Source organism: Bradyrhizobium sp. USDA3516, from assembly GCF_057651995.1.
Map to the genome: position 1 here is coordinate 202,136 of NZ_JBYGYN010000006.1, position 15,468 is coordinate 217,603.

Sequence of the window (15,468 nt, forward strand, 5' to 3'; positions counted from 1 at the left end):
GCGCGCTCCCTCCGGCGCGACCGGCGAGGGGGGAGCGGAGAAAAAGTTGAGATGCTCGCGTTCCTGATCCGCCGCGTCCTGCAGACCATTCCGACCGTGCTCGCCGTGGTGCTGCTGGTATTCGTGCTGTTCAGCGTCGTTCCCGGCAGCATCGTCTCGAGCATGAGCGACGACAGCGATCCGCAGGTCGAGCTGCGCATGAAGAAGCAGCTCGGCCTCGATCAGCCCGTCTATATGCGTTTCGGCGCCTACATCGCCGGGCTCGCGACCGGCGATTTCGGAACCTCGTTCCGGACCCGTGAGCCTGTCACGACCATGATCGCCAAGCGGGCGTGGCCGACGCTGCAGCTGATCTTCGCATCCATGGCGTTCGCGATATTGCTCGGCGTGCCGCTCGGCTTCGTCGCGGCCTTGCGGCCGGGCAGCCTCGTCGACACCGTCTCGATGATGCTGGCGGTGTCGGGCCTGTCATTGGCCAAGTTCTGGCTCGGACTGCTCTTGATGTACCTGTTCGCGCTCAAGCTCGGCTGGCTGCCGAGCTTCGGCTATGGCGACGGCGGCCTCAAATACCTGATCCTGCCTGCCGTGACGCTCGGCGTCTCGCCGATGGCGCTGCTGGCGCGGACGACGCGCGCCGCGGTGCTCGAGATCATGACCGCGGATTTCGTCCGCACCGCGCGCTCGAAGGGCATGAGCGAGACCAGGGTGGTCAAGTGGCACGTGATGCGCAACGCGCTCGTCCTCATCCTCACGACCATGGGCCTGCAATTCGGCGCGCTGATGGGGCAGGCGGTCGTGGTCGAGAAGCTGTTCTCCTGGCCGGGCATCGGCTCGCTGCTGGTCGACAGCGTGCTCCAGCGCGACATTCCCGCCGTCCAGGGCTCCATCCTGGTCGTGGTGCTGTTCTTTCTCGCGATCAATCTCCTGATCGACGTGCTCTACGGCGTGATCGATCCCAGGATCAGATACGCATGAAGCTCCGCGCCAATCTCGTCATCGGGGGAGCGTTGTTCGCGCTGGCGATCGTCGTCGGCCTGCTCGCGCCGTGGCTGGCCCACACCGATCCGGTCATGGACGCCAACCTCATGAATGCGGAGGAGCCCCCGAGCTGGACCTGGTGGTTCGGCACCGACGCGCAGGGCCGCGACATCTATTCCCGCGTCCTCTACGGCGCGCGCGTCTCGCTGACGGTCGGCATCGTCTCCCAGCTCATCAACAGCGTCATCGGCGTGGCGCTCGGCCTCAGCGCCGGCTATTTCGGCGGCTGGTGGGACGATGTCGTCAATGCCCTGACCAATCTCATGCTCGCGATCCCCTCGCTGATCTTCGCGCTCGCCATCATGGCGGTGCTTGGTCCCGGCCTGACCAGCCTCCTGATCGCGCTCGGGCTAACCAATTGGTCGTTCACCTGCCGCCTCGCACGGGCCTCGGCACTGTCGCTGCGGAGCCAGGGCTATGTGCAGGCGGCCACCGTGCTCGGCTATGGTGATATCCGCATCATGATCACGCAGCTCCTGCCGAACATGCTGGGGCCGATCGTCGTCATCGGCACGCTGGGCATGGGCAGCGCGGTCCTGTCGGAGGCCGCATTGTCGTTCCTGGGCCTCGGCGTCCGCCCGCCGTTTCCGAGCTGGGGCAGCATGCTGTCGGAGGCGCGCGAGCAGATCACGACGGCGCCGTGGCTTTCGATTTTTCCGGGCCTTGCCATCTTCCTGACCGTGCTCGGCCTCAATCTGCTCGGCGATGGCCTGCGCGACATTCTCGATCCGCAATCGCGGAGCCGGCGGACATGACCGGCGCGCCGCTGCTCGAGGTCGAGGATCTCCGCATCGATCTCGATGACGGAGCGAGGCGCGTTGCGGCGGCCGAAGGCATTTCGTTCCGCATCGATCGTGGCGAGACCTTCGGCCTGGTCGGCGAATCCGGTTGCGGCAAGAGCATCACCGCGCTCGCCTTGATCGGCCTGCTGCGGACGCCCTTGTCGATCGGCGGCGGCGTCATCCGGTTCGACGGACGGGAGATCCAGCAGCTGTCTGCCGCGAGGCAACGGCAGCTGCGCGGCAATCGCATCGCCATGATCTTCCAGGAGCCGATGACGGCGCTGAACCCGGTCTCGCCGGTCGGGCGGCAGATCGCCGAGATGTTCGTGCTGCACAAGGGCAAGAGCTGGCGGGAGGCGAGCCAGCTGGCGGTCGAGGCGCTCGCGAGCGTCCGCGTCCCCGCGCCGGAGCGGCGCGTGAAGGACTATCCTCACCAGCTGTCCGGCGGGATGCGCCAGCGCGTCATGATCGCGATTGCGCTGGCCTGCGGTCCGGACCTCTTGATCGCCGACGAGCCGACCACGGCGCTCGACGTCACCGTGCAGGCGGAGATCATCGAGCTGATGCGCAATCTGTGCGCCGAGCGCGGAACGGCGATCCTGATGATCAGCCACGATCTCGGCCTCGTCGCCAATGTCTGCCGCCGCGTCGCCGTCATGTATGCCGGCCGCATCGTCGAGGAGCGCGGCTCGGCCGACATCTTCCGAGCGCCGTCCCATCCTTATACGCAGGGCCTCGTCGACTCGCTGCCGCGGCTCGGCAGCCGTGCTGCGCTCGGCCGCAGCAGGCTGAAGGAGATCGCGGGCGTCGTGCCGGCGATCACGCGCTTCCCCGATGGCTGCCGGTTCAATCCGCGTTGCGCGCGGGCGACGGATATTTGCCGAACCACTGCGCCGCAGGCGGATCGGCTGGAGGCGGGCGGTTTCGTCCGGTGTCACCACCATGCATGAACCGCAGGCGAGAGCGGACGACGATGTGATCCTCAGCGTGGAGGATCTCGCCGTCCATTTTCCGCTCGGGGGCGGCCTGCTGGGCCGTAACAGGCGGCTGCTCCGCGCCGTCGACGGCGTCAACCTCAAGCTGAAGCGCGGCGAATGCCTCGGCCTCGTCGGCGAATCCGGCTCGGGCAAGTCGACGGTCGCCTTGTCGATTCTCGGCCTGGTGACGCCGACGCGCGGCCGCATCGTGCTGGACGGGCAGGTCGTTACCAACCGGCAATCTGGTGACCGTAAGGCGCTCGCCCGCATCGTGCAGATCGTGTTCCAGGATCCCTACGCTTCGCTCAATCCGCGCCAGACCGTTCGCCGCACGTTGGAGGATCCCCTGCGCGTGCACGGCGTGACCGCGAAAAGCGAGATCGAGGACCGCGTCGCGACGATGCTGAGGCATGTCGGGCTGCGCCCCGAGCAGGCCGACCGTTACCCGCACGAATTCTCCGGCGGCCAGCGCCAGCGCATCGGCATCGCCCGCGCGCTGATCCTTAAGCCCAAGATCGTCATCTGCGACGAGCCGGTCTCGGCGCTCGATGTCTCGATCCGCGCCCAGATCATCAATCTGTTGCTGGAATTGAAGGACACGCTCGGCCTCTCCTACATCATGATCAGCCATGACCTCGGCGTCGTCGAGCACATGAGCGACCGCGTCGCCGTGATGTATCTCGGCCGCATCGTGGAGAACGGCGACTGGCGCGAGATCTTCGAACGTCCCGCGCATCCCTATACGCAGGCCCTGATCGCCGCCATCCCCGATCCGCTGCGCCATGCCCCGCTGGCAACGACCGGCGGCGATCTGCCCAACCCGCTCAACCCGCCGAACGGCTGCGCCTTCAGCCCGCGATGTCGATATGCGGAGGCGGTGTGCCGGAGCGAGCCGGGGCCCACGCTGGAGACGCGGGCGGATGGACATGAGGTCAGGTGCTGGCGGAGCGGGGAGATTGCGGGGCGGATGGCGCTTATCTCGACCGACGGCTGATGCACCGAAGGGTGCTGCCTTGCAACTACGGTCGAACGGCCGTGACTTCGACCTCGATCAGCGCGTCGGGACGAGCCAACGCGGCAACGACGATGACGGTCACCGCTGCGGGGCTCTCCGAGCCCCAGCGCGCGCGGCGCCCTTGGCCAAGTGATAGCCAATCCAATCATAGATCGATCCCGTGGAATCCGCAGCGGTCGTGACCATGGCGCTGACCCTGTCATTCCTCGCAACGCTATATCCATCGTGGCGAGCTGCGCGGCTCGACCCTGTCGAGGGTCTACGACAGCGGGGCTAGAGCATGATCCGGAAAGGTGTGTCGCGGTTTTCCGAAAATTCATGCTCGAACAACAACCTGAAGCGCGATGACGTTTCATCCAAATCGCATCGCGCTTTAGTCACGGCAACGACGCGCGGAGGCGATCTGGCGGGCGCGTTTATGGGATGGATATTTCGCCTTCCGGTCCAACTCTGACCTCTGGCGAAGGCGGTTTCTGCGCGGCTATCAGGAGCATAGTGGACCGCATCCGCGCTCGGCGCGAGTTTAGGGACACGCGGAATCTCGTGATCAATCAGATCATTATCGCACGTGACCCGGAGCGGACGTCTTGCGCGCTAGCTGGCGGCCATGCGGCCCCCTTTGTGCCGAACATGGTAGAGCGCCGTCTGCGGTTAGCTGACCGGATGTTTTCGTGCCACAGTTCGTCGTCTTTTGCGGGGAGCTGACGGAAACCAGTTGGCCTTTGACCGAGATCAAGCTACTCGTAGCTCATGAGGAAGGACAAGACTTTTCGGCTTGTTCTGATCAAGCCGTCACATTACGACGACGATGGCTATGTCATTCGATGGTGGCGCGGCGGCCTGCCTTCGAATTCGCTGGCCTGTCTTTACGGCATTGCGCTCGATTGTCGCGAGCGCGGGGTTCTCGGGCCCGATTTTAACATCGAGATCGACGCCATCGATGAGACCAACTGGAAGGTGCGCGTCGCGGATCTGGCGCGCGCGATCAAGGCCGCCGAGGCCGGCATGGTGATGCTGGTCGGGGTCCAGTCCAACCAGTTTCCACGATCGCTCGATCTGGCGAGACAGTTTCGCAAGCTCGGAATCCAGGTTGCGATCGGCGGCTTCCATGTGTCCGGCACGCTTTCGATGTTGCCGGAGCGCGATCCCGGCGTTCAGGAGATGATGGACCTCGGCGTGTCGGTCTTCGCGGGCGAAGCCGAAGGGCGGCTCGAGGAGCTGTTGCAGGATGCGGTCGCCGGACGATTGCGGCCTCTCTACAACTACATCGACGATCTGCCACACCTGGAAAGCCAGCCTTTGCCGATCATTCCCCGCCAGCAGATCGGACGGGTCATCGGCCACACCACGAGCTTCGACGCCGGGCGCGGCTGCCCGTTCCAATGCTCGTTCTGCACCATCATCAACGTGCAGGGCCGCAAGTCGCGACGCCGCAGCGCCGACGATATCGAGGCCGTGATCCGCGCCAACGTCGCTCAGGGCGTCTTCGCCTTCTTTCTCACCGACGACAATTTTGCGCGCAACAAGGATTGGGAGATTTTGCTCGATCGCATCATCGCGCTGCGCGAGAAGGAGGGCTGGGACCTCCGTTTCACGATCCAGGTCGACACGCTCTGCCACAAGCTGCCCAACTTCATCGAGAAATGCGCCAAGGCCGGTGTCCGGCGATGCTTCATCGGCCTTGAAAACATCAATCCGGACAGTCTGCTCGGCGCCAAGAAGCGGCAGAACAAGATCACCGACTATCGCGAGATGATGATGGCCTGGAAGAAGGCCAGGATCATGACCGTCGGCGGTTACATCATCGGCTTTCCCAACGACACACCGGAATCGATCGTCCGCGACATCGAGATCATCAAGCATGAGCTGCCGATCGACATGCTGGAGTTCTTCTTCCTGACGCCGCTGCCGGGCTCGGAAGACCACAAGACGCTCTACCTGAAGCGCGTCGCGATGGATGCGGACCTCAACAAGTACGACCTGGACCACGTCACGACGGACCACCCCGCCATGTCCAGGGCGGACTGGGAGCGCGCCGTCGAGCTCGCCTGGAACACCTATTACAGCTGGGAGCACATCGAGACGCTGATGCGGCGTGCCGCGGCGATGGGCAACAATGTCGGCAAGATCGGCACCTACGCGCTCTATTTCAAAGGCTACCATCCCATCGAGCGCGTCCATCCGCTCGAAGGGGGTGTGCTGCGGCTGAAGAGCCGCGACGAGCGCCGTCCGCATCTGCCGGTCGAGCCGGCCTGGTCGTTTTATCCTCGCTATGCCGCGGAGACGGTCGCGAAGGCCGTACAATGGGCTTCGCTCGCTCTGCGCCTCCAGCGGCTGGCACGCAAGGTCAAGTCGGATCCGCACCGGCTCGCCTATGTCGATGCGGCGATCACACCGCAGGCCGACGAGACCGTGAGCCTGGATTTGTACAAGACGCGGTCCAGCCAGGCGTTTCTCGATCAGCGGCGGCATATCGAAGAGGCACAGAAAGCCAAGTTGGCCGGGGGATAGTGATTTCTCACCGCCGCGCGAATCATCCAATCAAATTGACCGATGTCCAGTTGCGCGCCGAACGGCCCCAAAACCATCACTTCGGCTGTGCCCCAAGCTGACCAAAGACGAGTCGCCGCCATATCGGCCTTCTACGGGACAGCAGACATGGCACCATGGTTGCGCTGACCGCCGTTATTGACCGGTGCGCAGCGCGCCTTTTGACCCGTCGCGGGCGACAGGCTTCGCACTCAGACGTGTATCAGGCGCGCGCCGGCCATTTCAGCTACGGCCAAGGCGCACATATGACTCGCCCGGAAACTGCAGAGGATATCCGCGTTGTATCGCCTGGCTTTGGCTTTCAACAGATTCGTCGCCCGTAGGTCCTTGCGCATCAAGCTCCACAATTGCTGGACGCGCGATGGTGATTTGCGATGCCGCAGAGATTTAGCATCCCCGCACCTGGATAACAATTAACTTCGGAGAACAAGGAAGGCCCCCCGAAGGCGGGCGCAATGAATATGTGCGATGCGAATTTCACGTCATGTTTCTTCGTCAAGAATTGTACGTACTTTCTCCGCCAGACCACGAAAGGTGAATGGTTTGCTCAACAGGTTGATCCCCGCATCAAGCCGACCGTTGTGGATTATCGCGTTGCGTGTGTAGCCGGTTGTGAATAGGACCTTGATGGTTGGGTGCAAGCGCCTAGCGTGATCGGCGATATTTTTCCCGGTAAGGCCATCCGGCAATATAACGTCCGTGAAGAGAAGATCGATGGATCGAGAGGATTCAAGAAAGCCAATGGCCGAGGCTGCATCGGCCGCTTCGAAAACTTGATATCCCAAGTCGCGGAGCACACCGGATGAATACGCGCGCAGATCGTCATGGTCTTCTACAACTAGGATAGCTTCGTTTCCCCTCAACAGCGCTGCGGTCGGGATGCTGCGATCTTCCTGCTTGTCGGGTTCCGTCTGCGATCGAGGAAGATAGAGTTTGACCGTCGTGCCCTGATCCGGCTCGCTGTAAATCCGAATGTGGCCACCTGTCTGTCGCACGAACCCGTAAACTTGACTGAGTCCCAACCCGGTTCCTTTGCCGACCTCCTTGGTCGTAAAGAACGGCTCGAAAACGCGATCGATGGTTGCGCTATCCATTCCGGTTCCGGTGTCCGTAACTGCGACCAAAACGTACTGGCCGGGAGGGACAGGCTCTGGCAGCGCGGCAACATACTCATCATCCAGCCAAGTGTTGCCTGTTTCGATTGTAAGTCGTCCTCCGCCGGGCATCGCATCTCGCGCATTGACCACCAGATTGAGGATGCCGTGTTCCAGCTCGGATGCATCAGCAAAGGCGCTCCACAAACCTGCATTGCCCACTATCTCAAGTCTGATTTGCTCCCCTAAAGTACTCTTGAGCAGTTCGGTCATTCCGCCGAGCAAACGATCTACATTAATCGGCTTTGGATCTAGCGGTTGCCGACGTGAAAACGCTAGCAAGCGGGCGGTGAGTGTCGCCGCGCGCTGCGATGCATGATGCGCCATTGCCTGCGCTCGCATGATGCGTCCAAACTGTGGTGCATCGGCCATGCTCGCGATCTGCCGTCCGATCGTTTCAAGACCGCCCATTATTACCGTAAGCAGGTTGTTAAAGTCGTGTGCAACACCGCCGGTAAGTTGACCAATCGCCTCAAGCTTTTGGGCTTGGCGCAGGGCCGCTTCCGCCTCCGTCCGACGCGCGATTTCTTCCGCTACACGCTGTTCCAACGTCGCATTGAGTTGCTGAAGTCTCAACGAGGTCGCGGAGACGTCCTTACGGGCGCCATCAAGTGCGCGCGCAAGGTGCGTTGCGTGAGCCGCGGCCTCTGTGGCGGAACGTTCCCGTGCCAGTGCTATATGAACGCGTGCTTCGCTTTTCAGTAGCTCGATCAAAAGCGGCAGGCCGAACTCGATATCATTCCAGCGAATATCCATGTTCTTGCCGACGAACACCAAGAGTGCCGCATTGACCGAACGAGCAACGGCGGGAACGAGCGTGTTGACGTCGGGAAATGCTACTTCTCCGGAGAACTCGCAGCAACTTGACGCGCGCCTTAAAAACGCTCGCCAAGATCTTCCACCGGGCAGTCGCTGGTCAAATCCCAGAGCTGGCGTAAAACTGCCTGTTTCTTCATCTTTCAAGAAAATGAGGAAGGCATCGGCTGCCATTTTCCTGGCTAGCCGCGCTGAAGCTTCCTGCCTTCCGCTGGCGTTGGCAAATTCGTTTAAAAGGTGAGCCCCGGCATCTTCCAATTGATCTACTCGGGAAAGACGCAAACGACCGCAGTGCAGTTGTGAAAGCCACTGAACTGCCCTTCCGCCCGGGCTATCTGACCGTGAGTGTTACACCCCGTCAACGGCACTTCGGAAAATCGCTCTTGCAGGCTTGAGAGTTCCGACCCGAACTCATCCCCCATCCGCAGGCGAGTAGCAACGCAGTCAAAGAAGAGGGCCGCGGCTGGAGGACCGCCTAACGCATCCAAGGCGACGTTTGCCGCTTGCTTCGCAGCAGAAACTGCGGAAGCGGTGCTCGTCCTCATAATTCGCACAATTGACCCAACGGGGACCTCAGCGGCGCACATGACTGCGCCTTCTGCATCGACAGCCAGAGGTACCCGCAAGCGATGTTCAGCTCCGCTATCCACGCCGATAATATTGTGCAGAAAGAATGGTAGCGGATCCTTTCGATCCAGGCTCTGATGAGTGTCTTGTGCGTGTTCTTCGAACGCTTCGATCGCTGGAAAGCCATCAAGACTAACCACTCGCATGCCGTCACTCGCAGTGACGCGATAGGCGCGCGAAGCAGGGCTCCAGCCATGACTAACACCAACGCCCAGCGGCTTTGAGGAAAGAATTTCCAATGCGACCGCCGCGTCGGATATAACTTCTTCTCCACAAAATACAGTAGTTTTCTGAAATTGAGCGTTATCCCCCGCGCCCCCACCAAAAAATTGATACTGACCCGCTGTAGCTAACGTCAACTGATCCACCAAAATATCAGCATGGCCAGCCAGAGCGTCAGCTAGAACGAGAGCAGCCCGAAATGGAAACCGCCCAGGCGGTGCTGGTGTAAACCTCGAAACTATCTCTTTGGCTGCCGCACCGGCATCCATCGCGAGGTTACGTCCAACGCTATACGAGAAGACCACATCGTCACCAACTAAGCCGAGGGCACACGCTAAGCCTTGTCCACTTGTCACGTTGGTAAATTCGCCGGCAGAGGAAGCTCCAACAACGATGGTATCGGGCAGCTCCTTTTTGATGGCGGAAAGCATTGCTCCGTGATCGTACTGAGGAGCTGCAAATAATATGAAGGCAGCAGGCGGTTTGCTTAGGGAATGCCGTATTTCGGTGGCGAGAATTTTGCCTGCCGTCGAGCTATCGCCCGAATCGGTCGAGACTACCGACGCTTTCATTGGGTCCCCCAGTGCTAGACAACGGCAGTAAACACCCTCCGAAAACAAAAGTTCCAAGTAGCTGGAAATATCGAAGGCTGAGAGGCGCTTTATGCAGCGGCGTTAGGCAACTGGCCGGGCTGGGTCTGAGGCGGCATAAAGCGCTTCTGGTCCATCGCTGCCGAATCCCGCGGTCGAGGATATGTCCGCTGTAAGATGTAGACCGGCCCTAACTCAAATCGCGCCAAACCGCCGCGATTGACCCATAGCCGACTTAGCTAGACTTGAACTAAGATTTCGGCTTCGTCCGCCTGTGGATTGGACCTCCCGGCACATACCATCCGGCCTTTTTGCGCACCGTTGGACTTTCATCACCTTGCTGGGCGGCAGAAATTGCCGCAGCGGCGAGAGCATCAGTGTGGACGAACTGTCCGACTACCTCAATCGCCATTGCACGCACATGTGTGTCGGGATCGCACTGAAGCACTTTCATCGCCCTTGGGAGTACTTCGGCTTCCTCGGGCTTGCAGGTTCCTTCCTTGCACCGGTCGCACGCCAACGTGTGCAAGGCGGAGCATCTGACGCGCTGATCGCGATCACTCAGCATACCCATCAAATCGGAAAGAGTATCGGGCGAAAGATAGCGGTCGAGAAACCTGCAACAATGCAATCGAACATCAGCATTGTCGTGCCGCAGCCCAGCGCGCACTGCAGGAAGTGCTTGCATCCCGAGATCGAGCAATTTCCGATAGGCGTTAGGCGCCTTGTACGGGAATGCGAGTTCTCCGATGATCTGGTGGTGCTCCGTCAATGTCCGGGACCCGTCAGGTTGTGGAACGTCGCCAGCACTAGCACACCGCGATACTTCCCTCCAGACACCCGGCATTTCCTCTTATGGCCCAACTCCGAGTCTGGCGAGGCCGGCTTCTGGGCGGCGATCGGGAGCACAGCGGACCTCATCCGCGTTCCAACTGCGGCGCGGGTTGGCACGCACGTTGGGCACCCTCAACTCCCGACGCCGCCAACCAGACGCGGGCGCCGATTTGTGAGCGATTTCTCCGCGTGCAGCGCGCGCAGCCATGTCCGAAAACTCACGATCTCCGCACAATCCGCGGTGCCTTCCGGCGCAACCAGCCAATCACCCGCGCCCGATCCCTGATCGATCCGTTCGCAGCGATAGCCCGGATGGTGGCTCACGCCGCGGGCGATCAGCACGTCCACCTTGCCCTCGACGAGCTCGTGCAGGCCGGCGGGCCGCAGCACGCGCAAACCGATCTCCGCATGTGCGCTGCGAAACTCCGCAAGTTCGAGGCGGCGCAGGTCGATGCTGCCGTGGACCCCCGCTTGCAGCAGCACCGTGCCTGACGGCTTCAATTGCGAGGTCGCCTCGGCGATGTGGCGAAAGCCTTCGGAGATCCCGGGCAGATAGGCCCGGCCGGCCTCGGTGAGGATGAGCTGCTTGTGCAGCCGCTCGAACAGCTGCACGCCGAGCCGCGCCTCCAGCGCTTTCACCTGCTGCCCCACCGCCGCGGGCGTGACGTGGAGTTCGTGCGCGGCGAGCTTGAAGCTGAGATGGCGCGCGGCGGCCTCGAAGGCGCGGAGCGCGTTGAGCGGGGGAAGGGCGTAGGTCATCGCGTGCACTTTGACACCGACAGGCCGCAGCCTTGCAATAGATTTTCTTGCGCTGAACCGCAGGAAGTATGCTTTGCGCTAGCGTCATGCCGCCGGATACGCTTGACGCGCAAATCCGGAGGAGCGCCATGTCACCAGCTCACATCGTCAGCCACAACCCCGCAACGGTCCATCCGCCCGCCGGCGGCTACTGCATGGGCCTGGAGCTGAAGCAGCATCGCCGCCTGCTGTTCATCAGCGGCCAGGTGCCTCAAAATTCCGACGGCACCGTGCCTGATGGCTTCGAGGCGCAATGCGAGCAGGCCTGGCGCAATGTCAGGGAAGTGCTCGCCGCGGCAGGACTTGGCATCGAGCACCTGGTCAAGGTCACCACGTTCCTGACGGACCGCAGTCAGCTCGTGACCAACCGTGCCATTCGCCGCGCCGTGCTCGGCGAGCACCAGCCGGCGCTGACGGTCGTGGTGGTCGAGACCGTCGACAGCAAATGGCTGCTGGAGATCGAGGCGATCGCCGCGGAATGAGCGGCCCGTCGATGTTGCAAATGAGCCGATCATATCGGGTGCCCAATGACTGAAATTCATCCGTTCTACCAGACGCACCGCCGCGCGATGGAAGCCGCCATGCGCGAGCGAATAGACCTTGCCGAAGCGATGCTGCGCGAGCGCACGAATCTCTCCGACATCGACGCAATCAGGCAGGAGGTGATGGACGAATTCGAGATCGTCCTCACCCAGATGCCCTATGTCGGCGGCGCGGCGAGCCGCATGAGCGATTTCTTTATGCGCCTGACCGGATTCATGGCCATCAGCCGGGTGCTGCGGCGCCACGGCGTTCCGGTGCCCGTGATCGGCGAGATCGAGCGGGAAACCTACAAGGCGCAGCTGCTGATGATGCCCGAACCCGAGCGTCTCGCCGCGGGGCGTCAGTTCATGTCGCCGGAGAACCAGGCCTTGATGCGCGAGCAGGCGGCAAGGAGCGTTACAAAAAATCACTAAGCGGAGTTTCCGGAAGATTTCGTCTACGATTTCGTCGAGCCCGGTCCGCACGACAGCTTCGAATTCGGCATCGACTACAAGGCCTGCGGCTTCTGCAAGCTCGCGGCACGCCATGGCGACAAGCAGATCCTGCCGAACATCTGCGGCCTCGACTTCGTCGCCTATGCCGCGCGAGGCATCCGCCTGGAACGGACCCAGACGCTGGCCGGCGGCGCCAGCCACTGCGATTTCCGCTTCTCGCGCTTACCGTCCAACGCGAAAGCGGAGCGTTAGGCGTATTCCTTCTGCCGCCACATCGTCATTGCGAGCGTAGCGAAGCAATCCAGAAATGCATCCGCGGAGAGTGTCTCGGATTGCTTCGCTACGCTCGCAATGACGGGGGGCACCGTCCCCTCGAAGCCCGCTGCCGATGATGCCATAATACCCCTGTTTTGCCCGACGGCGCAAATCGGCTTCGCAAAATCCGCAATTTCACGACACCCGGCCGCAAGTCATTGATTCCACTCGCCCCGGCTACTGTGCATGGGGTTGTTTTCGAACTTTTTGTTTAAGCGGCCGTCTACTCCGCTGCTTTCTCCCTCAAGCGCTGCGCGTAGACGTTGATGACCAGCGCCGCCAGCAGGATCAGGCCGCGGATCAGGATCTTCAGGAAGCTGTCGATGTTGACGTGGTCGAGGCCGTTGTTGAGCACGCCGAGCACGAACAGCCCGACGATGGTGTTGCCGATGCCGCCGCGGCCGCCGAACAGGCTGGTGCCGCCGACCACGACGGCGGCGATGGAATCGAGCAAATAGGTGTCGAACTCGTTCTGCTGCGCGCTGCCGAAATGCGCGACGCCCAGCATGCCGCCGATGCCTGCGCATACCGCCGAGATCACCATGACCGCCCCGAGGATCAGCTTGACGTTGAGACCCGAATATTCGGCTGCCTCGCGATTGCCGCCGACCATGTAAACGTAGCGGCCGAAGCGCGTGTAGGTCAGCACCAGATGGCCGGCGAGCAGCATGGTGGCGGCGACGATGACGAGCCAGGGAATGCCGCCGATCGAGCCCGAGCCGAGCGTCGTGATCAGGCTCGGCACCTTGTAGGCGATCTGGCCGCGCACGAGGAGGGCGGAGATGCCGGCGGCGATCTGCATCATCGCCAACGTCATGATGAACGAGGGGATGCCGATCACGGTCAGTCCCAGCGCGTTGACGAGGCCGAGCAGGGCGCAGAGCAGGAGCGACAGGATGATCGCGACCGCGCCGGGCAGGGGGACGTTGGCGATGTTGACGTAGGAGTCCTGCAGCGTGAAGTAGGCGACGGCAATGCCGGTGACGTTGGCGATGGCGGCGATGGAGAGGTCGATCTCGGCGCAGAGGATCACGAAGGTGAGGCCGACCGCGATGATCCCCGTCACCGACACCTGGGTCAGGATGTTGCCGAGATTGTCGAGCGTTGCGAAGGAGGGGCTGGCGAAGGCGAAGAAGGCGGTGAGGAAGATCAGCGTCAGGAACGGGGCGATGTTGCGCATCTGCGAGCGCAGGAAAGGGGCAAGGCCCCGCGCCCGTCGTCCTGTCGCCAAAGCCGTCTCGCTGCTCATGTGCTTCTCCGTCACGCCGCTTCCAGCAGGCGGTCCTTGCTGACCGGCTCGTTCTTGAATTCCCGCACCAAGGCGCCGCGCTTGAGCACGAGGATGCGGTCGGCCAGCGACAGCACCGTTTCCGGCTCGGTCGACAGCACGATGATCGCGAGCCCCTTTGTTCTGAGGTCGCGGACGATGTTGATGACGTCGTTCTTGGCGCCGACGTCCATGCCGCGGGTCGGCTCGCACAGCACCAGCAGCTTGGGCGGATAGGTCAGCCATTTCGCCAGCGCGACCTTCTGCTGGTTGCCGCCCGAGAGCATGCCGAGGTCGAGGCCGACCACCGGCGGCCGGATCTGCAGCTGCTCGACCTGGCGCTTGGCGATATCGCGCTCCTGCGCCGGCTTGAGCAGCAGCGAGGAGATCCGGTCGAGAATGCTGATCGAGATGTTCTTGTAGACCGGCTCCTGGTGGAACAGCATGTCCCGCCGGCTCTCCGGCACCAGCGCCACGCCGGCGCGCCGCGCCGCCGCCGTACTGGCGAAAGTCTTCGGCACGCCTTCGACTGCAAGCGTCCCGCGGTCCGGCTTCAGCTTGCCGAACAGGATGCGCGACAGCTCCTGCTGGCCGCAGCCCATGAAGCCGTAGATGCCGAGCACCTCGCCGGCGCGGGCCTCGAACGAGACGTCCTGAAGGCTGCGGGACAGCGACAGCTGGTCGACCGTGAGAATGACGTTGCTGTCGCTCGGCTGCGGCAGCATCAGATCGTCGGTATAGCTATGCTCGAGCGCCTCGCCGCCGCGGCCGATCATGGCCTCGATCAGCGCGCCCTTGCTGGTTGCAGCGCTCGCCGTCTCCGCAACCTTGCGGCCGTTGCGGAACACGGTCACCGTGTCGGACACCAGCAGGATGTCCTCGATGAAATGCGAGATGAAGACGATGGCAGTGCCTTGCTCGCGCAGCCGCCGGAGCGTTGTGAACAGGCGCTCGACCTCGGGCGGGGAGAGAGCGGAGGTCGGCTCGTCCAGGATGACGATGCGCGCGCCTGAGAACAGCACACGCGCGATCTCGATCAGCTGCTGCAGCCCGATCGGCAGGTCGCCGAGCCGCGCCATCGGATCGACGTCGATGCCGAAGCGGGCGAGCTGCTCACCCGCTTCGCGCGCCATCCGCCGCCATTGCACGAGGCCGAGGGCGTTGGTCGGCTGGTTGCCGAGGAAGACGTTCTCCGCAACCGTCAGGTCGGGCGCGACGCTGAGCTCCTGATGCACCATGGCGATGCCGGCGGCGTGCGCATCGCGCGCCGAGCGGAAATGCATCTCCTGGCCGTCGACCAGGAAGCGGCCGGAGAACTCGGTGTGCACGCCGGCGATGATCTTCATCAGCGTGCTCTTGCCGGCGCCGTTCTCGCCGACGAGGCCGTGGATCTCGCCGGGATAAAGCGCGAAGTCGACACCACGAAGCGCTTCGACGCCGCCGAAGCTCTTCGTGATGCCCTGCAGTTCCAGGATGGGCTGTTGTCCCACACTCATGAAAATAGGG

General features: G+C 62.5%; 12 protein-coding genes and 1 pseudogene. 7 read left to right on the forward strand and 6 right to left on the reverse strand.

Annotated elements, in window-relative coordinates; translation table 11 throughout:
• Positions 1-51 precede the first annotated feature (51 nt).
• From AC24YW_RS20415 to AC24YW_RS20435, 5 genes are all read left to right on the forward strand, one after another.
• Positions 52-975 (forward strand): ABC transporter permease, encoded by a 924-nt coding sequence (locus tag AC24YW_RS20415; RefSeq protein ID WP_487484396.1) that lies wholly within the window; start codon positions 52-54, stop codon positions 973-975.
• A complete protein-coding gene (locus AC24YW_RS20420; RefSeq protein ID WP_128265630.1) occupies positions 972-1,793 on the forward strand; it encodes an ABC transporter permease in 822 nt (273 codons plus the stop codon). Before AC24YW_RS20415 ends, AC24YW_RS20420 begins: the two co-directional genes overlap by 4 nt.
• A complete protein-coding gene (locus tag AC24YW_RS20425) occupies positions 1,790-2,770 on the forward strand; it encodes an ABC transporter ATP-binding protein (protein WP_487484397.1) in 981 nt (326 codons plus the stop codon). Before AC24YW_RS20420 ends, AC24YW_RS20425 begins: the two co-directional genes overlap by 4 nt.
• Entirely contained in the window at positions 2,763-3,791 is a 1,029-nt protein-coding gene (locus tag AC24YW_RS20430; RefSeq protein WP_487484398.1) for an ABC transporter ATP-binding protein, read from the forward strand. Before AC24YW_RS20425 ends, AC24YW_RS20430 begins: the two co-directional genes overlap by 8 nt.
• A gap of 771 nt (positions 3,792-4,562) precedes the next feature.
• Positions 4,563-6,323: a B12-binding domain-containing radical SAM protein gene (locus AC24YW_RS20435; RefSeq protein WP_487484399.1), complete on the forward strand. Its 1,761-nt coding sequence runs from the start codon at positions 4,563-4,565 to the stop codon at positions 6,321-6,323.
• A gap of 521 nt (positions 6,324-6,844) precedes the next feature.
• On the opposite strand, the gene AC24YW_RS20440 is transcribed toward AC24YW_RS20435, so the two are convergent.
• The 4 genes from AC24YW_RS20440 to AC24YW_RS20455 all read right to left on the reverse strand — a co-directional run bounded on the left by AC24YW_RS20440 (position 6,845) and on the right by AC24YW_RS20455 (position 11,364).
• Positions 6,845-8,590: an ATP-binding protein gene (locus AC24YW_RS20440; protein ID WP_487484400.1), complete on the reverse strand. Its 1,746-nt coding sequence runs from the start codon at positions 8,588-8,590 to the stop codon at positions 6,845-6,847.
• A gap of 5 nt (positions 8,591-8,595) precedes the next feature.
• Entirely contained in the window at positions 8,596-9,753 is a 1,158-nt protein-coding gene (locus AC24YW_RS20445) for an FIST signal transduction protein (protein WP_487484401.1), read from the reverse strand.
• A 268-nt stretch (positions 9,754-10,021) separates the two neighbouring features.
• Positions 10,022-10,543, reverse strand: a complete 522-nt coding sequence (locus tag AC24YW_RS20450) for a HEAT repeat domain-containing protein (RefSeq protein ID WP_487484402.1) — start codon at positions 10,541-10,543, stop codon at positions 10,022-10,024.
• Positions 10,544-10,737: 194 nt separating this feature from the next.
• Positions 10,738-11,364 (reverse strand): LysR family transcriptional regulator, encoded by a 627-nt coding sequence (locus AC24YW_RS20455; RefSeq protein WP_487484403.1) that lies wholly within the window; start codon positions 11,362-11,364, stop codon positions 10,738-10,740.
• A gap of 128 nt (positions 11,365-11,492) precedes the next feature.
• Here AC24YW_RS20455 and AC24YW_RS20460 point away from each other — a divergent pair, with 128 nt between their 5' ends.
• Positions 11,493-11,885: a RidA family protein gene (locus tag AC24YW_RS20460; protein ID WP_487484404.1), complete on the forward strand. Its 393-nt coding sequence runs from the start codon at positions 11,493-11,495 to the stop codon at positions 11,883-11,885.
• A 45-nt stretch (positions 11,886-11,930) separates the two neighbouring features.
• Positions 11,931-12,632, forward strand: a pseudogene (locus AC24YW_RS20465) (L-2-amino-thiazoline-4-carboxylic acid hydrolase).
• 286 nt (positions 12,633-12,918) lie between these two features.
• Here AC24YW_RS20465 and AC24YW_RS20470 read toward each other — a convergent pair.
• Together AC24YW_RS20470 and AC24YW_RS20475 are read right to left on the reverse strand one after the other, a co-directional pair.
• Complete coding sequence (locus tag AC24YW_RS20470) at positions 12,919-13,944, reverse strand: ABC transporter permease (protein WP_487484405.1); 1,026 nt, start codon at positions 13,942-13,944, stop codon at positions 12,919-12,921.
• 11 nt (positions 13,945-13,955) lie between these two features.
• Positions 13,956-15,458 carry a sugar ABC transporter ATP-binding protein gene (locus AC24YW_RS20475; RefSeq protein WP_487484406.1) on the reverse strand — a complete coding sequence of 501 codons (1,503 nt, stop codon included), beginning with the start codon at positions 15,456-15,458 and terminating at the stop codon, positions 13,956-13,958.
• Between the last annotated feature and the right edge of the window lie 10 nt (positions 15,459-15,468).